Genomic DNA, 19,929 nt, shown 5'->3' on the forward strand with positions numbered 1-19,929 from the left:
GCCCCGGTGACTGATCAGGCAGACACGATCGACGCCCGAACCGCCGCCGCCTGGCACCAGGACTTCTTCGCCGCACTGGCCGACATGGACGAGTACCGGGCCACCGACATCGTCCTGCGAGCCCGGGACAGCGGCCTGAGCACCCAGCGGATCCTGCTGGAGGTCATCGCCCCGGCTCAGGCCCTGGTCGGTGAGGAGTGGGCAGCGGCGCGGTTCACCGTGGCCCGGGAGCACGCCGCGACCGCCATCAGCGACCGTGCCATCGCCGCCCTCTCGCACCCCACGACCAGCGGCCGCAGCATCCGCGGGCGGGTCACCGTCGCCTGCGTGGACGGCGAATGGCACGCCCTGCCGGCCCGCCTGGTCGCCGAGACGCTGCAACTGCGCGGCTGGCAGGTCGACTTCCTCGGCGCCCACGTGCCCACTCCGCACCTGATCGCACACCTGCACGCCAACGGTCCCGACGCCGTCGCACTGTCCTGCTCACTCGCCACCCGCCTGCCCGCGGCCCACGCCACCATCGCCGCCTGTCAGGCCGCCGGCGTCCCGGTGCTGGTCGGCGGCGCAGCCTTCGGCCCCGACGGGCGCTACGCACGGCTGCTGGGCGCCGACGCCTGGGCGCCGGACGCCGACAGCGCGGTGGCCCGGCTGGAGGATCCGGAGGCGATGACGCCGACGTACCGGGACCCGGGCGACCCCCTCAGCGCGCTGCCGCACCTGGCCGACCAGGAGTACACCCTCCTGCGCCGTAGTCGGCGGCAGCTCGTCGAGCAGACCATGACCGGACTGCAGAAACGCGTGCCCGCGATGAGCGCCTACACCGAAGCGCAGCGTGAGCACACCCGCGAGGACATCGGCCACATCGTCGACTTCCTCATCGCCGCCGTGTACATCGACCGGGCCCAGGTGCTGGCCGATTTTCTGGAGTGGACCTCCGGCATCCTGCAGGCCCGCAACGTCCCCGCCCGCACGCTGCTGTCCGCCCTGGACGTCATCGCCACCCAACTGCACGATTTCCCGCGTGCGCTGGCCACCATCGACACCGGCCGATCCGCGGTGACCCGAGCCACCAGACCCGCGCACAGCCGTACGACCGAGGACCGTGTATGAACACCACCGAACCGTTGACGATCACCGTCCAGCACAGTGCCCCGGGACGCGTCGTGCTGACCCTCAGCGGACCGTGTGACTTCGAGACCGTCGACGACCTGCGCCGTGCCGCCGACGGAGCCCTGGCCCGCGTGCCCGCACCGCAGTGCCTCACGCTGGACTTCACCGCCGTGGACGCCTGCGACTCCTCCGGCCTGTCCGCCATGATCTGGATCAAGCGCTGCACCGACACCGACGGCGTCCAGCTCCACCTGGTCGGCCTGAACCAGCACCAGCGCCAGGTCATGGTCATCACCGGCCTGGACGGCTACCTCGCCGACGCCCTCACCGGTCCCTGCCAGGACCACGGTGAGGAGACCGCAGCAGCCACCGCTACCTGAAGCGCAGCCGGCAACGGCCGATCTCTCCCCGACCCGGCGGCCCGCGGCGGCTCCCCCTGGTCCGGAGACCGGTGGAGCTCGGGGCGCATCGCTGCATCGCCGGGTTCAGCCCGGCCGCAAGGGGTAGCCGCAGAACGGGCGGCCACGGTGGAGCCGGGCGTGCACCGCCTCAGGCAGCGAGGGAAGGAAACGACCGAGGATGAGTGAGAGCGCAGGTCGGAGTTGCGACGCCATGGTGGTCTTCGGGGTCACCGGGGATCTTGCCCACAAGATGACCTTCCCCTCCCTGTACCGCCTTGAGGAGGCCGGGCTGCTCGACTGCCCGATCATCGGGGTCGCGCTGGAGGACTGGTCACCCGAGCAACTGCACGCCTCGATGAAGGAGGCGGTGAGCGCGGACGAGGAGTCGGTGGACGACAAGGTCCTCCAACGGCTGGTGGACCGGCTCAGCTACCTGGGCGGTGACTTCGCCGACCAGGCCACCTACCAGGAGCTGGCCCACCGGTTGGAGGGCTGCTCCAGGCCGCTGTTCTACCTGGAGATCCCGCCTTCGCTGTTCGCCACAGTGGTGACCCAGCTGGGTCGGGCCGGGCTGACCGAGGGCAGCCGGGTGATGGTCGAGAAGCCGTTCGGCCACGACGCCGACTCGGCCAAGGCGCTCAACGCGCAACTGCACCAGGTCCTGGACGAGGAGCAGATCCTGCGGATCGACCACTTCCTGGGCAAGCAGCCGGTCCTGGACGTGTCGTGCCTGCGCTTCGCCAACACCCTGCTCGAACCCGTGTGGAACCGCGACCACGTGGCCGCGGTGCAGATCACCCTGGCCGAGGACTTCGGGGTCGAGGGCCGCGGCGCGTTCTACGACGCGGTCGGCGCGCTTCGGGACGTGGTCCAGAACCACCTGCTGCAGGTCCTGGCGCTGGTCGCGATGGAACCCGCGCGCGACACCGGCTCGGACGCACTGTGGGACGCCAAGACCGAGGTGTTCCGCTCCGTCGCGGACGCCGACCCCGCGGACTGCGTGCGCGGCCAGTACCAGGGGTACGACCAGGTCCCCGGCGTGGCGACCGGCTCCGATACCGAGACGTACGTGGCGCTGCGCCTGGAGGTCCGCAACGACCGCTGGGCCGGGGTGCCGTTCTTCCTCCGGGCCGGCAAGGAACTCGCCACCCGCACCACCGAGGTCCGGCTGATCTTCAAGCAGGCGCCGCCCCAGCCCTTCCTCCAACTGTCGGACGAGGCCCGGCCCAACCAGCTGGTGCTGCGCATCGACCCTGATCCGGGCATGAGGCTGACGATGCTGTCCAAGGCGGCGGACGGAACCGGCTCCCGGGAGGTGAACCTGGACCTGACGTTCGCCCAGGAACTCGGCAGGCCCCCCACACCCTACGAGCGCCTCCTCCACGACGCGCTGACCGGGGACCGGTCGCTGTTCACCCGGGAGGACGCGGTCGAGGAGACCTGGCGGATCCTGCAACCCCTGCTCCAGCAGCCGCCGGCACCCACGCCCTACCCCCGCGGCAGCTGGGGGCCCGAGCCGGCGGACGGCACCGGCGAGGGCCACCTCCCGTGGCAGACCGCATAGCCCGCGACGCCACTCCGCGCCTCGCACCCGTGTACCCCGAATGGAGCTTCCGCAATGACGACAAGCACTCCGATGCAACTCGGTATGGTCGGCCTGGGCCGGATGGGCGCGAACATCGTCCGCCGACTGCTGCGTGACGGCCACAGCTGTGTGGTCTTCGACACCGACCAGGACACCGTCAAGGCACTCGAAGCAGAGGGCGCCGTCGGCGCGAGCTCGACCGCCGACCTGGTCGGCAAGCTCACCCGGCCCCGGACCGCGTGGGTGATGGTTCCGGCGGGTGACACCACCGGAACCGTCATCGAGGAGTTGGCCGCCCACATGGACTCGGGGGACACCGTCATCGACGGTGGCAACTCCTACTACCGCGACGACATCCGCCGGGCTGCCACCCTCCGGGAACAGGGCATCGACCTGGTCGACTGCGGAACCAGCGGCGGAGTGTGGGGCATCGACCGTGGCTACTGCCTCATGATCGGCGGCCGTGAAGAGGCGGTCGACCGGCTCCGGCCGATCTTCGCCACCATCGCCCCCGGCATGGAGACCGCGTCGCGGACCCCCGGGCGCACCGGCGATCCCGACCCCAGCGAGCAGGGCTTCCTGCACTGCGGCTCGCACGGCGCGGGCCACTTCGTGAAGATGGTCCACAACGGCATCGAGTACGGAATGATGGCCTCGCTCGCCGAAGGCCTCAACATCCTCCAGCACGCCGGCGCCGGTGAACTCGCCGTCCAGGGCGACGCCGAGACGGCACCGATGGAAGAGCCCGAGTTCTACCGCTTCGACATCGACACCGCTGCGGTCAGTGAGGTCTGGCGCCGAGGAAGCGTCATCGAGTCCTGGCTGCTGGACCTGACCGCCTCGGCACTGTTCCAGTCCCCCGACCTCAAGGAGTTCACCGGTCGGGTCTCGGACTCCGGGGAGGGGCGGTGGACGTCCATCGCGGCGATCGACGAAGGCGTCCCGGCCCCGGTCCTCACCGCCGCCCTCTACTCCCGCTTCGCCTCGCAGCGCGGGGACGAGTTCGCCGACCGGATCCTTTCGGCGATGCGCAAGGGCTTCGGGGGCCACGAGGAGAAGAGCTGACCTGCGTTCCCGGCACCGAAGGCGGAAGCGCCGTCCGCCCCGGAGCGGCCGTCACCACCGGCGGTGCACGGTTGCCTTGCCGCCGGTCACCAGGCTTGCCGGCGGAACGTCGTCAGCCACGACCGCGCCGGCGGCGATGACGGCGTCACGGCCGATGCTGACGCCGGGCAGGATGGTGGCACCGGCGCCGATCCACACGTTCTCCGCGACGTCGATGGGTGCGCCGGTGAGGTACAGCCGCCGCTCCTCGGGATCGACCGGGTGGCCGGCCAGGTCGAGGTGGAGGCCGTGGTCCGTGTAGAAGGGCGGATGGATCGTGACCCTCGGCGGCAGTTGCTTGCCGAGGATCTGCTCGAACAGTTCCGCCTTGCCCGCTTCGTCCTCGAAGGGCAGGACGTTCAGGCGGGAGGTGAGCTCGGTGACCCGCAGGACCCGCTCGGCCATGGCTTGGAACTCGGCGCTGTGGATGCGCATGAGACGGTCGCTGGACGGCTTCGCAGTCGGCGACCGGGTGTTCGGGGGCGCCCTGTCCCGTGCGGTCGCCGACTTCGTGGTGATCGACCCGGCGGGGGAGACGGCGGCGAACGAGGCCCACCACACGCCCGACGGCGTCGACGACCGTACCGCCGCCACCCTCACGATCGCCGGCCGCACGGCGTCCGCCGCCCTCGCCACGATCGCCCCCGGCCCGAACGACACCGTGCTGATCGGCGGCGCGGCGGCCGGGGTCGGGCTGTTCGCCGTCCAGCTGGCCCGGATCGCAGGAGCGCGCGTGATCGGGACGGGATCGGTGACATCGGCCGACCATCTGCGCGATCTCGGAGCTGAGCCGGTCGCCTACGGCGACGGCCTGGCCGACCGAGTCCGAGCCCTCGCTCCCGGCGGCGTCACCGCCGCGATCGACCTGCACCGGGTGGAGACGGTGCACGTCGCGAGGGAACTCGGTGTCCCGGACAGTCGTATCTGCACCATCGCCTCGCAGGTCGAGGGCGTGCCGGCGGCCAACGGCGCGAACGCGGCCCCCGGCGCCCTGGAGGAGATCGCCCGCCTGGTCGCGGCGGGCCGGCTCCGGGTACCCGTCGCGGCGAGCTTCCCGGTCGAGCAGATCCGCCGCGCGGCCGAGCTCCAGGCCGGCAGGCACGTGCAGGGCAAGGTCGTCATCGACCTCTAGCCCCGGGTGACCGCGGGGTGCCGTCGGCGATCGTGGCGCCGGCCGCCACGGCTTCGGCACCGCGACCGCCGACAGCGCTTGGTCAGTCGCAGTCCCGGCAGATCGGCTGACCGTCCTTCATCCTGGCCAGTTGGCTGCGGTGGTGGACCAGGAAGCAGTTCGTGCACGTGAATTCGTCCTCCTGCTTCGGGAGCACCCGGACGGCGAGCTCCTCGTCGGAGAGGTCCGCGCCCGGCAGTTCCAGACCCTCAGCCGCGTCGAAGTCGTCGACGTCGACGCTGCTGGACGTCTTCTCGCTCCGTCGGGCCTTGAGCTCCTCGATACTGTCGTTGTCGGCGTCGTCGTCGGTCTTGCGCGGCGCGTCGTAGTCGGATGCCATGGTGGTGTCCCCTCGCGGTGCAGTGGATCAACGTCAGCTCGTCAGTCTGGTCTGCTCCACCGCCAGGGAGCCCGCGACACCGTCGCCCGTCGCCCTTTCAGGTGTACGAGGCCGCACGCGGCGACGTCGGGAGGCGGTGCTGGGCCACCCCACTGGGTGAGCACCGGTACAGCCATCCGGGCGATCGTCACGAGGGTCGCGCCATCGCTCACGCCGAAACTGCTCTACCGCCGTGCCGTCCGCGCCGACGCGGACGGCACGGCGCTTCCGGTCTGCGCAGACGGCCGGACCGGGCGAAGTCGACTTGCTGTCGCCGCAGGGCTGGGAGGGCATCTCTGGGGGGACATGACAATGGTTCGGGAGCGATCGGGCAGCAAGGTGCCAGGCCGTCCCGTGTGCGGTGCGCCGGTGGATCGGACGAGGTTAGCGTCCTGGTGTCTGCCGCAGCGATCGTCCGACGGCCGAGGACGAGGTCTGCATCAACCGTTCCCTGTACGAGGAAGGAATCCCAGATGAAGGTCCTGCCCCGCACACGTCTGGCAGTGCTCGCCGCGACCGCCGTGGTCGCCGGCGGCCTGCTGGCGACCGGCGCCGCCGCCCAGGCCGCCACCGTCCACCCCGCCACCGTCCACCCCGCCACCGCCACGCACGCCGGAATGACCTGGACCGTGGCCCAGCAGCAGTCCAACGGCGAGGTGCACGTCAGTTACGACGCCACGACCAACGCCTACGCGGGCGACACTCCGGCCACGGCCGTCCTGCCGGTGCTGTGCCTGGTCGCCAACGGCGCTCCGGCGCCGGCGGACATCACGCCCGGCTTCTATGCCGGTTGGGGCGAGGGCTGGGTCGGCCTGACCCCCGCCGTCTCCGGCACCACGCTGACCAGCGAGGCGACGGCGGACGCCCTGTGCGCCAGCGACTTCGGCACCGGGGCCAAGGAGGCCGAGTTCCACGACGGCCACTACGGCACCGGGCTGTCCAGCACCGGCGGCTGGTCCTTCTGGGCCTACGGAACCATCCCCACCGGGGTCCGGTTCTGGGTCGCGATCGACGACCAGCCCGCCAACCCCTGGAGTTGACCCGGCGCTGATCCGGCCCTGACTGCCTGGGTCGACAGCCCCCGTCCGGCGGGCGCCGCGCGCCGGACGGGGGTTTGGCCGTGTACGGCCAAAAAGGCCCTGCTGTCACGCCTCCGCCATCGGTACGTTGAGGTGACATGACATCAGATGGCTTAGGCCACTCCCTTGTTGACGCCACTCCCGGCGAAGCAGACGCGGTCGGGGCGGTGCCGCTGGTGGGCACCGGTGCGATGCTCGGATTCCTGGAGCGGGCGGCTGCGACCGTGGCCTTCGAGTGCCTCGCCGTGCTGCCGATCGAGGACTGCACCACCGTCACCCCCCGCGCCGCCCACCACCTCTACCAGCGGGTGCTGGCCACCGGCGCGCAGCTGCGGATCCTCTACCCGGCGCGTGCCCGGAGCAGCAGGGGCGTCTGCGACCATGCCCGGTGGGCGGTCGCCCGGGGAGCCGCGGTGCGCACCGCGGCGGTCCCGCCCCCGAACATGCTGATCTTCGATCGCAGGCTCGTCCTGCTGCCGACGGACCAGGGCGATCGCAGCAAGGGCTCGGCCCTGATCGGGGACGACAGCGTGGTGTCGGCCCTGCGGCTCTCCTTCGACCAGGCCTGGAGCACCGCCGAACCGCTGGGGGAGTCGGCGGACCGCGATCGGCCGCCGGAGCTGACCGACACCGAACGGCTGCTGCTGCAGCTCCTGGCCACCGGCAGCACCGACGAGCGGGCCGGGAAGCAGTTGGGCATGTCGCTGCGGTCGGTCCGCCGGATGACGGCACGGCTGATGGAGCGTCTGGACGCGGTCAGCCGCTTCGAGGCGGGGTGCAAGGCTGCCCGCAGAGGGTGGCTCTGAGGGGTCCGGGACGTGGTGAGGCCCGGCACAGCGCGCCTGGCGGCTGTGCCGGGCCCTCGCCACAGGGCCACCCCTCATGCGGTGCCGTCCGGTGACCGGCCGGCGCCGGTAGTGGGCGGGGCTACGCCTTGTGCTGCATGGAGCTGCGGGCCGGGTTGGCCTGCTTCTCGGCCTTGGGGTCCTTCTCGTCCGCCTTGGCCTGCACGCCCGCGCGGATGCGGTGGCCGATGTCCGGGTCGATGTTCGTCCAGTACTCGAAGGCGCGCTGCAGGACCGGTTCGGTGACGCCGTTGAGCAGGTGGCCGACCACGTTGTCGACCAGCCGGGCCCGCGCGTCATCGTCGAGGACCTCCCTGACCATCGTTCCGGCCTGGCCCCAGTCGTCGTCCTCGGCGTGGTCCACGTAGGCCGTGCGGGTGATCTCACCGCTCACCTGCCAGCTCGGCGGGGTGCCGAAGCGGGCGGTGTCGGCGGCCGGTCCGCCCTTGGAGTTGGGCGCGTACACCGGATCGGTGGTCTTCCGGAAGGCCATCGCCCCGTCCTTGGAATAGCTGTGCACCGGGACCGTCGGCGCGTTCACGCTCAGCTGCTGGTAGTTGGTGCCGATGCGGTGGCGGTGGGCGTCGGCGTAGGAGAACAGCCGTGCCAGCAGCATGCGGTCGGGGCTGGGACCGATGCCGGGCACGAAGTTGTTGGGCTGGAACGCCGCCTGCTCGATCTCGGTGTGGTGATCGGTGGGATTGCGGTCCAGTGTCAGCCGGCCGACCTCGATCAGCGGGTAGTCGTCGTGCGGCCAGACCTTCGTCAGGTCGAACGGGTTGAACCGGTAGGTCGCGGCGTCCTCCTCCGGCATGACCTGCACGTGCAGCGTCCAGCTGGGGTACTGTCCGTCGCGGATGTGCTCGAACAGGTCCCGGGTGTGGTAGTCGGTGTCGACCGCCGCCATCTGGTCGGCCTCGTCCTGGGTGAAGAACTCGACGCCCTGGTCGGTCTTGAAGTGGTACTTCACCCAGCAGCGTCGCCCCTGCTCATTGATCCACATGTAGGTGTGCGAGGTGTAGCCGTTCATGTGCCGCCAGGTGCGCGGGATGCCGCGGTCGCCCATGAGCCAGGTCACCTGGTGGGCGCTCTCCGGGGAGAGGGTCCAGAAGTCCCACTGCATGTCGTGGTCGCGCAGGTTGTTGTCGGCGCGGCGCTTCTGGGAGCGGATGAAGTGCTGGAACTTCATCGGGTCCTTCACGAAGAACACCGGGGTGTTGTTGCCGACCATGTCGTAGTTGCCCTGCGAGGTGTAGAACTTCAGCGCGAACCCGCGCGGGTCGCGCCAGGTGTCCGGGCTGCCGCGTTCCCCCGCCACCGTCGAGAACCGGGCCAGCACCTCCGTGCGGGTGCCCGGCTGGAAGACGGCCGCCTTGGTGTGGGCGCTCACGTCGCCCGTCACCTCGAAGTGGCCGAACGCACCACTGCCCTTGGCGTGGGGCTGGCGCTCCGGGATCCGTTCCCGGTTGAACTGGGCCATCTGCTCGATCAGGTAGCCGTCCTGCAGCAGGATCGGGCCGTCGGGCCCGGCCGTCAGCGAGTGCTCATCGCTCTCGACCGGTGCGCCCGAGTCGGTAGTGGTCGCCGGGATGTCGGTCATGCAATCCGCCTCCCAAGAGTTCTCGGGGGAGAGCCAGGCACTCCCCACGGCCGCGCGGCGCGCGCTCTCGGTGATGGAGCTGATGTCGCCCGCGCGACACCTGGACGGGTAACCCCTCACCGCCTCCGGTAAACCGTCCACGCCGCAGGGCACATCTCGCGGACGCAGCGGCGCTCGGGTGCGGAGCCGCCTTCACGGCTGAGTTCCGGTGCGGGGCGAGGACGGCGCTGTCGGTCAGGGGTCGGCTCTCGGCCCCGGCCCGCCCGCGTTCAACGTGGTGATCATGGGGTAGGCGCCGGTCGCACTCCTGGGTGGGGGCCCGGTGCCTCGCCGGGAAGCGGAGCGGCGGGGCGCCGACCCGGCCGGAACGACGCCGGCGATGAAGACCGCGTGCTGCCCATTTGGACACATGTTCGATTACCGGCATCGCCACGCCACGCCCGCCCCGGTGTGGGTCGCCGCGCAGAGATCGACCGAAGACGACCTGGCCGGCCGAGTCGGAGGGGCCGGAGCGGGGGGTAGGCCGACCGCTGCCTCCACACTGACCCGGGCCCTGACCTCGGGCGGCAGTACCTGGTCCCGGTAGTCGAGAGGTTGGTGGCGCGAGATGGTCGGTGACGCCGGACGCATCGTCAGCCTGGAGCACTACGGCGCCTCCGCCGACTACCAGCGCCTCTACACGAGTTCGGCATCACCCCCCCGGGCCGTCACCGCCGCCGCGCACGACAGTGTCCGTGACCGCCACGGGACCCCGCGTCCCGGCGGGCACCAGCAGACCGCCTCTCCCGCCCAGGGCGGAACCGCAGACCGGGGCTGAGGGTCGCGGCCGCGGTCGGTCCGGGGTGCCGACAGGGTGAGTCGGACCGACACACGTTCGGCGTCGCCCCTTCCTGCCGGTCACGCCCCGGCGCAGCCCCAGGGTCGCAGGGTGACCACCAAGGGAGAGCCCGCACCTTCACGGGTGTGAGGCACCCGGGACGGGGCAGGTGCGGCACAGCACCATCGCCTCGACCTTCCCTGAACCCCAGCGTCGTGGGGACCCGGCACGCGGTTCCCACCGTCTCCCTTTCTGGAGCAGGCCATGCCATTGATCAATCTTCCGCTGCTCGAACGCCTCGTCGCCGACCTCGACGCGTTGCCGGACCAGCCCGAATCCGAATCGCGGCGCGAAGACCTGTACTACACGCTGTGCGTCTCCACCGGAGTCCGCGAACCGGACCGCGCCCTGGCCCGGGCCCGCTGCCTGCTGGCCTCCCGCCGCGAACACTCCCTGGCGACCGCCGCCTGAGAGCGGCCCCTGCCCGCGCGGGCTCCGTCGCCTCGGCACGGACCGCTCGCCTGCGGCCGGTCCGCCGGTGTGCGGCAGCTCCTCGCGGTGCCGTCCCCCCGCCACGGGACCTGGAGGGCCGACACCGAGGAGTCCGCGACGAGCAGGGGCGGCCGGAGCGCCGCCGGCGGGCCGCCCCGAGCTCGACGTGAGACCGACACCCATCGCCTGCGCCTGGCATCGATCCCAGGACGGCGCAGCAGACAACGGAGGCAGCTCATGCATAAGCCCACCTTCATCGCCGGGCTCGCTGTGGGCTATCTACTCGGCACCAGGGCCGGACGCGAGCGCTACGAGCAGATCCGGAAGGCCTCGCACGCGATCGTCCAGGCTCCGGCGGTGCAGTCGGCCGCGCGCGCCGCAACCCAGGCAGCCGGATCAGCGACCCACACCGCTGCCCACGCCCTGGCCGAGAAGATCGGCCACCGCCCGCACCGGGCTGGCGACCACCCCGCGCACTCGACCGAAGCCGCCGTCTCCGGACTCGCCGACCTCGCCACCATCCGCGCCTGACACGCCCGACACAGATGCTGGCACAGCTGCTGACTCCCAATGTCATTGCCGCAATGACATTGCCGCAATGACGTTGCCGATCCCGGCTGGTGACGTGGCGACGTGAGCCGTGGTCGCGAAGACCCCGGCGACACGGGTGGTGAACATCCCCGCGGCCCGCTTCTTCGTGCAACAGCCGAGGAGCCATCGGTCCGGTGCGGCCTGCCCGCGACCGTCACCGCGCTGCTGCTGTCCCTTCGACGGCCCGCCCCGTTCCGTTGTGCCACAGGCGCCGTGGCCCCGGGCCGGCCGCACGTATCTGCTCCCATCCCCGCCGCTGAGGACGGCGCCGGTCCGACGCAGAGGCGGCGCACCCCGCGTCTGCAGGGTGCGCCGCCTCGGTCCGGTCGAACTACCGGCTGCTATCAGGTCACCATCGGTACCAGCGGCCGCCGCCGGAGCCGCGGAACGCGAAGCCCAGCACCCAGACGACCAGAACGATGATCGCCACCCACCACAGGATGTGTATCGCAAAGCCGGCGCCACCCAGGAGCAGGGCCAGCAGTAGAACAAGCAGAAGAGCACCCATTGTTGTCATCCTCCTTCGAAGCAGCGTGTAACCCCGCTCCGCCGACCCATGCCTGCTCCGAGAAAATTCGGGCCTGGCCGACGGTGACCCTGGGCGACAGCTCTTGCCCGTCGGGGACTACGTGTCCACAGGTGTCCGCGACCCCCGGACAGGCAGGGAGGCGGAGTCCTCCGGACCGCCACCTCGGGGCGCGGAACGGTTCCGGGCCGACCGCCGACGCGGCCTGCCAGCGCGCAGGATCGTGGGTCGGGGTAGTCCGCCCGTGAGAGGGTAGGCGTCGGTGTGGCCCTCGCCCGGGGGTTCTGGTGAGGGCTGGGAGACTGGTGGGATGGACGTTCGTCGCAGGAACAACGTGAGGGTCACTGGTCGGGCGGACGGGCCGGTGGTGCTGCTCGCGCACGGCTTCGGCTGCGACCAGAACATGTGGCGGCTGGTGCTCCCCGCCCTGGCGCGCGACTTCCGGGTGGTGCTGTTCGACTACGTCGGCTCGGGCCGCTCGGATCCGGGCGCGTGGAGCGAGGAGCGCTACAGCTCACTGGAGGGCTACGCCCGCGACGTCACGGAGGTGTGCGCCGAGCTGGACCTGCGGGACGTGGTCTTCGTGGGGCACTCGGTCAGTGCGATGGTCGGGGTGCTGGCGGCGGCGCGGGCCCCGGAGCGGTTCTCCGCGCTGGTGATGGTCGCGCCCTCGCCCTGCTACATCGACGAGGAGGGCTACCGCGGCGGGTTCAGTGCCGAGGACATCGGCGAGCTGCTGGAGTCGCTGGAGTCGAACTACCTCGGCTGGTCGGCGACGATGGCTCCGGTGATCATGGGCAACGGGGACCGGCCCGAGCTGGGCGAGGAACTGACTGCCTCGTTCTGCGCGACCGATCCGGACATGGCCCGGGTCTTCGCCCGCACCACGTTCCTGTCCGACAGCCGCAGGGAGCTGAAGACCGTGGCGGTGCCGACGCTGGTGCTGGAGTGCGCACAGGACGTGATCGCCCCGCGCGAGGTCGGCGCCTACGTACAGGCCGCGATCCCCGGCAGCCGTCTGGTGACCCTGGACGCGACCGGGCACTGCCCCCAGCTGAGTGCGCCGCAGGCCACCGCGGAGGCGATCGTGGACTTCGTCGGCGCCGCCCGGTGATGTGCCGCACCGACCAGGTGCCGAACGAGCCCTCGGACCGGGACCAGGACGCGGGGGCCACCGACGCGGCGTTCACCTCGCTCCTGGAGGACAGCGCCGAGGAGCTGTACGAGCAGGCCCCGTGCGGGTACCTGTCCACTCTGATGGACGGCACCATCGCGAAGATCAACAACACGCTGCTGGACTGGCTGGGCCTGCCCCGGCAGCGAGTGGTGGGGCGGATGCGGTTCACCGACCTGCTGAGCGTGGGCGGCAAGCTGTACCACGAGACGCACTTCGCACCGATGCTGCGGATGAACGGCGAGATCAACGGCATCGCCCTGGAGATCAAGGCGGCCGGCGGGTCCCGGCTGCCGGTGCTGGTCACCTCCAAGGTGAAGACCAGCTCCGACGGCGAGCCGATACTGATCCGCACCACGGTCTTCGACGCCCGCGACCGCCGCACCTACGAGGCGGAGCTGCTGCGCCGACACCGCGAGGCAGAAGAGGCCCGCAGACAGGCCGACGCGGACCGGGCGCGCCTGCAGGAAGCCCTGGAAGTACTGCAGCAGAGCCTGCTGCCCGCGACCCTGCCGGCCGTGCCGGGAATGGAGGCCGCCTCCTACTACCACACCGCCTCCCCGGACCTGCTCGGCGGTGACTTCTACGACCTGTTCCCGCTGGACGGCACCCGCTGGGCGTTCTTCCTGGGCGACGTGTGCGGCAAGGGCCCCAAGGCCGCCGCGGTCACCTCGCTGACCCGCTACACCCTGCGCGGCGCCGCGATGCACGACCGCGACCCGGTCAGCGTGCTCAGGACACTGAACGCGGTACTGCACGAGCGGTACAACAGCGGCGACGCCCGCTACTGCACCTCCATCTTCGGCTTCCTGGAGCCCGACGGGGACCGCACCGCCGTACAGCTGGCCTCCGGCGGCCATCCCAGCGCCCTGATCCAGCGCGCCGACGGCAGCGCCGACTACCTGCCCACCCCCGGCGGCATGCTCATCGGCATCCTGCCCGACGCGCAGTTCACAACCGCCCGCACCGTGCTGTCCCGTGGGGACACTCTCCTGCTCTACACCGACGGCCTGACCGAGGCCCGCATCGGCCCCGGCCGCGACCTGTACGGCGAGGACGCCCTGCGCGATTTCACCCGCGCCCAGCCCCCGGCCGGACCGCAGGCGCTGGTCGCCGCGCTGACCACGCTGTTGACCGGGTTCGGTGACGGCCTGGACGACGACACGGCCCTGCTCGCCCTCGGCATCCCCGCCACCCCTCCGGCTGCGGTTGGTGATCCCCTGGCATGATTCCGCTGAAAATTCACACCCGCGGCGCTGCCACCGGTCCCGTACTGGAGATCACCGGCGACCTTGACCATGCAACCGCCCCCGCCTTGCGTCAGTGCCTCGCCACCGTCGCCCTCACCCCGGGACAGTGCCTGGTCCTGGACCTGTCCGGCCTGGACTTCTGCGACTCCAGCGGCATCACCGCCCTGCTGACCGCCCGCAGCCTCGCCACCGCGCAGGGAGCCGACATGGCCCTGGCGGCCGTGCCCGCCAACACCACCCGCATCCTGCGGATCACCGGCCTGGACCGCGTCTTCGTCCTCCACCCCGACACCGAAACCGCCACCCGGCCCCCCGACGTCCCGGTCACCGGAGACCGGCCGGCCTGACGCCGGACCTCGTCCTGCGGGCCTGCGGCCCGGATTGCGCCCGGAGTGTGCGGGCAGGGGTGACCTTGTTCGGGCCGGACGGCTCGGGAACACTCGAAGGCGATGGGAGCAGGATGGGCCAGGGTCTGGTCGCCGGGGGCTTTGCCCTGGCGTGCGCGGTGGGCGCCCTGTGGGTCGGGCAGCCGTTCCGCCGGTCGGTGCTGACGGCGCTGTCGGCGGCTTCACTCGGGTCGGCGGTGGTGTCCCGGCTTGCGGTGCCGCACGGTTCCCTGTGGACCGCCGCAGCCGTCGCCCTGGCGGGTCCGGCGGTCATCGGAGCGCTTGCGCTTGCGGCACTTCTGGTCGCGGACGGTCTGCTGCTGATCCGGTCGCAGGGCACCGCGCCGCCCCAGTTGGCGGCTCTCGCGGCCGGCACCGGTCTGGCGGCCCTCACCGCGTCGAGCATCCTGACCGTCTGCTGCTCCGGCAGTCACACGCTCGCTGAGGTCTGCCTCGTGCTGGATGCGACGGCCGCCTATCTGTCCCTGCTCTTCGTCCTGTTCCTCGGTCATGCCGTACTGAGCGGACGCCTGCAGCCGCGTCGGTCCGCCGACTACGTGGTGGTCCTTGGAGCCGGACTCGTCGACGGCGAGGTTTCTCCCCTGCTCGCCGGTCGGCTGGAACGCGCTCTGACCGTGTACCGAGCCCTGCTCGCTCGCGGCAGCCGCCCGACCCTGATCACCTCCGGTGGACGGGGACCGGACGAGGAGCGTTCGGAATCCGAGGCGATGGCGGCCTATCTCTCCGCCCGCGGCGTACCCGCTGACCGGATCCGCCGCGAGGACCGCTCCCGCAACACCGAGGAGAACCTCGCCAACAGCGGCGACATCATGCGCCGCGCGGACCCCGACTACCACTGCACCGTGATCACCAGCGACTTCCACGCCTTCCGCACCGGCCTGCTGATGCGGCGCCTGGGTGTGCGGGGAAGAGCCGCCGGTGCCTGGACCGCGCCCTCGTACTGGCTGGCGGCTGCTCTGCGCGAGTTCGTCGCCGTCCTCTGGTACGACCGGGCGGTGTTCCTGTCCCTGAGCGCCCTTCTCGCCCTCCCCGTACTCGCCGCGCTGCTGCGGTGGTGACCGTGCGTCAGGTCGACGCGCGCCTCTGGAGGGCACGAAGTCTCCTGGACGGACGGTGGCGCTTGCACCTGTGTGCTGGACCTGAGACCTGAGACCTGAGACGTCAGCGCGGGCAGCGCCAGGACGACCGGACATGGCGGTGATCCCGGCGATGACCTTCGCCACGTGGGCGCCGGCGGAAATACTGCGGTGTCGAGTGCGGTTGGCTGTGTCGAACTCAGTCGCCACAACTGGAGCCCACGTGAACCGTTCGTTCGTCTTTCTCCTCGCCAGCACCCGATCGGACGGTAACACCGAGCTGCTGGCCCGGGCCGCAGCGGAGCAGCTGCCGGGCAGCACCGAGCAGCGCTGGCTGGACCTGGCACAGCTGCCCCTGCCCGACTACGTGGACGCGCGGCACGCCGACCGGCCCTGGCCCGAGCAGACGAACGAGGAACTGCTGCGGCAGGCGACGCTCGGCGCCACCGACATCGTGATCGTCTCGCCTTTGTACTGGTACTCGATGTCCTCCCACGCCAAGCGCTACCTCGACTACTGGTCGAAGTGGCTGGCCACCCCGGACCCGGGCTTCAAGGGGAAGATGGCCGGACGCACCCTGTGGGGCGTAACGGCGATGGCGCATCGTCAGGAGGTGGTCGCCGAACCTCACGTGCTCAGCCTGCACCACACCGCCGCCTACATGGGCATGCACTTCGGGGGCGTGCTGCTCGGGAACGGCTCCCGGCCGGGGCAAGTACTCGCGGATGAGCAGGCGATGATCCGAGCCAAGACGTTCTTCGCCCAGGAGGCGCCACTCGCTCGCTTCCCCTATGAGGAGTGACACGTCTCCGCCGGGCACCGATGACCTAGGCGATGGCGGACAACACGCCTGACACCACCGCTCCTGGTGCCGAGAGAAGTTGACCGTATGCGCGGCGTCCTGTACCTCCGGGGCGGCGTCGGTACGCCACTCGCGCTGCTCCACCTTCATGCAGTACCGCCTGCCGGAGTTCGGCGCTGTTCTCGGCGGACCCGGTCCGGTCGGTCAGGCGCAGGAGTTCCGCCCCCTGCGGTGTAGGAGCCGTGCGGGTGCGCCGGGGTGGCTGTCAGTGCCCGACCGGCGCCGTGCCCGACGGGTGCCGTGCCCGACTGGAGATAAGGTGGCATCCGGCCGCGAGCGGTGGCCACACGCAGCGGTGCCCACCCGATTGAGGCTCGGGTGGGCACCGCTGTCAGGCCGACACGACCGTCACATGTGCGAACGTCACATGCAGGTGCGCGAGGACCAGTGGCTGCAGAACAGCGACTCGATGATCGACTCGGACTCCTCGTGCAGGCCCTGAAGGTCGAGGATGAAAGCCATGACACACCTCAATTCTTTCGGTTGCCGGTGACTATGTGGTGCCACCGGCGGGAGTGGGTGTTACTTGTGCACCGCGGACACCGGAGCGCCGTGGTGGTCCAGGAGGGGAAGGGCGGTGCCCTTCCGGGCCGACGCCGCGTGCAGCGCCAGCAGGATGCCGGCCGAGCCGGTGGCCAGGTCGGTGGAGAGGCGGTAGAGGAGCTGGCCGGGGAAGGCCGCGCGGTCCTGGTGGCGGACCAGGTGCCAGGAGAGCAGTGACACCTGCCGCTCCAACTGCCGCCCGTCGCCACCGGCCGCGGCGAGCGCGCAGATCATGCCGGCCCGGCCCTCGAACAGCCCTGGCATCAGCAGGAATTCGGCTTCGCAGGCGCGATCCAGCAGTTCCACGGCCTGGGCCAGCTGGGCATCCTCACGGTGCCGCAGCAACCCGCGAGCGACGAACGCCGCGCCGGCCGATCCCGCGCCGAGGTAGGCGGTGCCCTGGCCGTCCTGGGCGAGCAGCATGCCCTTCTCGTCCACCTGCGCGCCGGCCAGGTCGCGGCCCAGCGCGCCGAAGGCGAGATCCAGCCAGCGCTCCTCGCCGGTGTGCTCGTACAGCCGGGTCAGGAAGAGCGCCACGCCCGCGCCACCGTGCAGCAGCCCGACCCGGCCCTGGCCGAGCGGCGCGCCCGCGGCCAGCCGCTCGCCGTACTCCCGCGCCTGCTCGGCGAGCGCGCGGTCGCCCCGCCGGTCGGCGAAGTGCAGCAGGCTCAGGCCGAGGCCGGCCAGGCCTCCGGCGAGGTCGGCGCCGAAGACCCCGAGCCGCTGCCGGTGGTCGGTCAACTCGCGGGCGCGGTCCAGGATCTCGCCGGCCTCGTCGGCCAGTCCGAGCCGGTCCAGGGCGAACGCCGCGCCGTGCAGGCCGTCGTACAGGCCGGGCCGGACCACCTTCGGGTCACGGGCCGCCCGCAGCAGCCACTCGACGTGCTGCTCGGGCACCGGGTAGCCGGCCTCCGCCAGCGCGTAGATGACGCCGGCGGCGCCGTGCGCCAGGTCGATGCCGCCCCGGTTGAACTGCTCCGGGTCGCCGGGGTAGAGCCGGCCGGCGCGCCCGGGGGTGGCGGCGGCCAGGATGCCCTCGGCCAGCTCGTCCATCACCCGGCGCCAGTCGTCGCCCGAGGCGCCGTCCGGCACGAAGAGCGGGCGCCCGGTCCCGGTGCGCTCGGTGGTTCCGGCCGGCAGTTGCCCGCCGGCCGCCGCGTGCAGCTCGGCGACCAACTGCGCCGCCCAGCCCTCGGGCAGTGAGAAGCGCTCGGCGGCGGCCTGGGCCAGCGCCTCGGCCTTGGCCGAGTCCAGCTCGATCAGGAAGGTCAGCGGCAGGAAGAGGAACAGCCGCATGCAGGCCAGCGCGTAGGTGTCGATCGCGCTGCCGGTCCGGGCGGCCCTGGAGATGAAACCGGGCGCCCCGAAGCCGGGCGGCACCCCGTCGACCAGGTCGAAGGCCAGCTCGAAGTCGACCAGGGCGAGCCGGCCGTCGGGCCGGACCAGCACATTGCCCGGGTGGAGGTCGCCGAAGGCCACCCCGTGCTCGTGCAGGGTGCGCAGCATGGCGGCCAACTGCTCGCCGTAGTCCAGCGCCATGGCGGTGTACTCGGCCAGCGTGGCGGCGTCCGGCTCGGCGCGCAGCAGCGGGTAGCGGCCGGTGAACAGGTGCCGCTCCAGCTTCTCGCCCTCGATGAACTCCTCGACCAGGTACTCGTGTTCCCAGACCACGAGGTGGTCGTGGAGCTCGGGTACGAAGTCCAGTCCGGACAGCCGGCGCAGCATGTCGCGCTCGCGGTGCAGCCGCTCGACGGCGTCGGTGCCGCGGTGGTCGAGCCCGGCCATCGGACGGGCCTCGCGCAGCACCACCACCTGGCCGGTGCGGCGGTCGCGCGCCTTGTAGACGCCGCCGCCGTTGGAGAAGTGCAGCGCCCGCTCGATGTCGTAGGGGAAGTTCTCGGGCGCGGCGCCGGCCCGGGACTCGATCTGCTCACGCAGGAAGTCGGGGACGGTGATCCACTCGGGGACCGAGAAGACCGGTCGGCGCAGGTCCGGGACGAGGTTGCCGGTCGCGTCGCGCAGCGCGGAGACCGTGCGGCCCTGCTCGTCCAGACAGTACAGCTGGCGGTAGGCGCCGTAGCGGACGAAGAGCAGGCTGTCACGCCAACGCAGGTCGCTGAGGATGTACGGGCCGCGCCGGTCGGCCAGCAGCGGTTCCAGGCCGGTGAGCACCCGGTGCAGCTCGGCCTCGTCCCGCGGGTAGAGGGTCAGCAGCTTCCCGCTGGAACCCCGCGGCGCGTATTTCGAATTCGCCTTCAGGACGGTTTCCCGACCGCGCAGGAATTTGACACTCAGGTCCTGTTCATGACAGAACTTGAGGACGATGTCGATGATCTCCGGCGCCTCGTCGAGAGCACCGGAGACGTGCACCTTCCAGCCCTGGTCGGGCAGCGTCTGGCCGTCGGGGTGCAGGTAGACCCAGACGCTGTCCCCGCTGCGGCGCCAGCCCTCGGGCACCGGTGCGACGGCCGGTGCGTAGAGGCCCTGGACGTCGTCCTGGGCGCCGGGGTCGTCGTAGAAGACGGGATCCGCCTGGCAGAACTGCTCGTAGTCCGAAGGCCGCACCGGGAGATCCCTCCACATACTCGACGGGCCGCGCGGGGTGGTGCCCGGCCTTCTCCACCGGCCGGCCCCGTTGTGTGGCCCGGCGTTAGGTCGGATTTATAGCCGGGTTTCCCTGCCGGACTCAAGACCTTGCGGGAGCGTCAACGGAGTGTTAATCGCGCACCTGTGGACGACTTTTCCGGAACTCCAGAACGGCCGGAAAAACGTGAACCCGTGGCCGGGGCCGCGCCGTACACCGGTGTCGGACCCCTGCCGGACCATGGGTAACGCGAGGCCCTGCGAACACGAACAGCAGGCCCGTCGGCACGCTCCAGGAGCCGGAGGCGAAATCCGGCCAACCTGACTGCTCTTC

19 protein-coding genes and 1 pseudogene are annotated in these 19,929 nt (G+C 71.2%); 15 read left to right on the plus strand and 5 right to left on the minus strand.

Translation table 11 applies throughout. The annotated features are described in order from the left end of the window. Positions 1–6: 6 nt before the first annotated feature. The 4 genes from BS75_RS40660 to gnd all read left to right on the plus strand — a co-directional run bounded on the left by BS75_RS40660 (position 7) and on the right by gnd (position 4,161). Entirely contained in the window at positions 7–1,110 is a 1,104-nt protein-coding gene (locus BS75_RS40660) for a cobalamin B12-binding domain-containing protein (RefSeq protein ID WP_042438030.1), read from the plus strand. Continuing rightward, complete coding sequence (locus tag BS75_RS45370; RefSeq protein ID WP_052070386.1) at positions 1,107–1,490, plus strand: STAS domain-containing protein; 384 nt, start codon at positions 1,107–1,109, stop codon at positions 1,488–1,490. The genes BS75_RS40660 and BS75_RS45370 overlap by 4 nt, the downstream gene beginning before the upstream one ends. Positions 1,491–1,689: 199 nt before the next feature. Further along, positions 1,690–3,075, plus strand: coding sequence for a glucose-6-phosphate dehydrogenase (gene zwf, locus BS75_RS40670; RefSeq protein ID WP_034091794.1), 1,386 nt, complete (start codon positions 1,690–1,692; stop codon positions 3,073–3,075). A 54-nt stretch (positions 3,076–3,129) separates the two neighbouring features. Next, entirely contained in the window at positions 3,130–4,161 is a 1,032-nt protein-coding gene (gnd, locus tag BS75_RS40675; protein WP_331281464.1) for a phosphogluconate dehydrogenase (NAD(+)-dependent, decarboxylating), read from the plus strand. 51 nt (positions 4,162–4,212) lie between these two features. Here gnd and BS75_RS40680 read toward each other — a convergent pair whose 3' ends face one another. Continuing rightward, a complete protein-coding gene (locus BS75_RS40680) occupies positions 4,213–4,635 on the minus strand; it encodes a DapH/DapD/GlmU-related protein (protein WP_034091796.1) in 423 nt (140 codons plus the stop codon). A gap of 16 nt (positions 4,636–4,651) precedes the next feature. Between BS75_RS40680 and BS75_RS52375 the strand changes: the two are divergent. Continuing rightward, positions 4,652–5,332 (plus strand): annotated as a pseudogene (locus tag BS75_RS52375) (zinc-binding dehydrogenase); the annotation flags it as partial. 82 nt (positions 5,333–5,414) lie between these two features. Here BS75_RS52375 and BS75_RS40690 read toward each other — a convergent pair. Next, entirely contained in the window at positions 5,415–5,711 is a 297-nt protein-coding gene (locus tag BS75_RS40690; RefSeq protein ID WP_034091797.1) for a DUF4193 domain-containing protein, read from the minus strand. Between the two features lie 512 nt (positions 5,712–6,223). Here BS75_RS40690 and BS75_RS45375 point away from each other — a divergent pair. Together BS75_RS45375 and BS75_RS40700 are read left to right on the plus strand one after the other, a co-directional pair. Further along, the gene (locus BS75_RS45375) at positions 6,224–6,790 is read left to right on the plus strand and encodes a hypothetical protein (protein WP_052070388.1); all 567 of its coding nucleotides are present in this window, start codon (positions 6,224–6,226) and stop codon (positions 6,788–6,790) included. A 137-nt stretch (positions 6,791–6,927) separates the two neighbouring features. Beyond that, positions 6,928–7,635, plus strand: coding sequence for a helix-turn-helix transcriptional regulator (locus BS75_RS40700; RefSeq protein ID WP_081983094.1), 708 nt, complete (start codon positions 6,928–6,930; stop codon positions 7,633–7,635). A 121-nt stretch (positions 7,636–7,756) separates the two neighbouring features. Here the strand turns inward: BS75_RS40700 and BS75_RS40705 are convergent, their stop codons facing one another. Continuing rightward, a complete protein-coding gene (locus BS75_RS40705; protein ID WP_034091798.1) occupies positions 7,757–9,274 on the minus strand; it encodes a catalase in 1,518 nt (505 codons plus the stop codon). Positions 9,275–9,881: 607 nt separating this feature from the next. On the opposite strand from BS75_RS40705, the gene BS75_RS40710 reads away from it, so the two are divergent. From BS75_RS40710 to BS75_RS40720, 3 genes are all read left to right on the plus strand, one after another. After that, the gene (locus tag BS75_RS40710) at positions 9,882–10,091 is read left to right on the plus strand and encodes a hypothetical protein (protein ID WP_034091799.1); all 210 of its coding nucleotides are present in this window, start codon (positions 9,882–9,884) and stop codon (positions 10,089–10,091) included. Between the two features lie 264 nt (positions 10,092–10,355). Further along, entirely contained in the window at positions 10,356–10,562 is a 207-nt protein-coding gene (locus tag BS75_RS40715; RefSeq protein ID WP_081983095.1) for a DUF5133 domain-containing protein, read from the plus strand. A 258-nt stretch (positions 10,563–10,820) separates the two neighbouring features. Then, positions 10,821–11,114: a hypothetical protein gene (locus BS75_RS40720; protein ID WP_052070392.1), complete on the plus strand. Its 294-nt coding sequence runs from the start codon at positions 10,821–10,823 to the stop codon at positions 11,112–11,114. 409 nt (positions 11,115–11,523) lie between these two features. Here the strand turns inward: BS75_RS40720 and BS75_RS40725 are convergent, their stop codons facing one another. After that, the gene (locus BS75_RS40725) at positions 11,524–11,682 is read right to left on the minus strand and encodes a hypothetical protein (protein WP_034091801.1); all 159 of its coding nucleotides are present in this window, start codon (positions 11,680–11,682) and stop codon (positions 11,524–11,526) included. A 328-nt stretch (positions 11,683–12,010) separates the two neighbouring features. On the opposite strand from BS75_RS40725, the gene BS75_RS40730 reads away from it, so the two are divergent. The 5 genes from BS75_RS40730 (at position 12,011) to BS75_RS40750 (ending at position 16,409) form a co-directional block, all read left to right on the plus strand. Continuing rightward, a complete protein-coding gene (locus tag BS75_RS40730; RefSeq protein ID WP_034091802.1) occupies positions 12,011–12,814 on the plus strand; it encodes an alpha/beta fold hydrolase in 804 nt (267 codons plus the stop codon). Then, positions 12,814–14,103 (plus strand): PP2C family protein-serine/threonine phosphatase, encoded by a 1,290-nt coding sequence (locus BS75_RS40735; protein ID WP_034091803.1) that lies wholly within the window; start codon positions 12,814–12,816, stop codon positions 14,101–14,103. Before BS75_RS40730 ends, BS75_RS40735 begins: the two co-directional genes overlap by 1 nt. Then, a complete protein-coding gene (locus BS75_RS40740) occupies positions 14,100–14,471 on the plus strand; it encodes an STAS domain-containing protein (protein ID WP_034091804.1) in 372 nt (123 codons plus the stop codon). The genes BS75_RS40735 and BS75_RS40740 overlap by 4 nt, the downstream gene beginning before the upstream one ends. 113 nt (positions 14,472–14,584) lie before the next feature. Then, positions 14,585–15,589, plus strand: coding sequence for a YdcF family protein (locus BS75_RS40745; protein WP_034091805.1), 1,005 nt, complete (start codon positions 14,585–14,587; stop codon positions 15,587–15,589). Positions 15,590–15,830: 241 nt separating this feature from the next. Further along, positions 15,831–16,409 (plus strand): flavodoxin family protein, encoded by a 579-nt coding sequence (locus BS75_RS40750; protein ID WP_034091806.1) that lies wholly within the window; start codon positions 15,831–15,833, stop codon positions 16,407–16,409. A gap of 582 nt (positions 16,410–16,991) precedes the next feature. On the opposite strand, the gene lanKC is transcribed toward BS75_RS40750, so the two are convergent. After that, positions 16,992–19,577: a class III lanthionine synthetase LanKC gene (lanKC, locus tag BS75_RS40755; protein WP_052070394.1), complete on the minus strand. Its 2,586-nt coding sequence runs from the start codon at positions 19,575–19,577 to the stop codon at positions 16,992–16,994. Positions 19,578–19,929 lie beyond the last annotated feature (352 nt).

It is taken from the genome of Streptacidiphilus albus JL83, assembly GCF_000744705.1.
Taxonomy (GTDB): Bacteria; Actinomycetota; Actinomycetes; order Streptomycetales; family Streptomycetaceae; genus Streptacidiphilus; species Streptacidiphilus albus.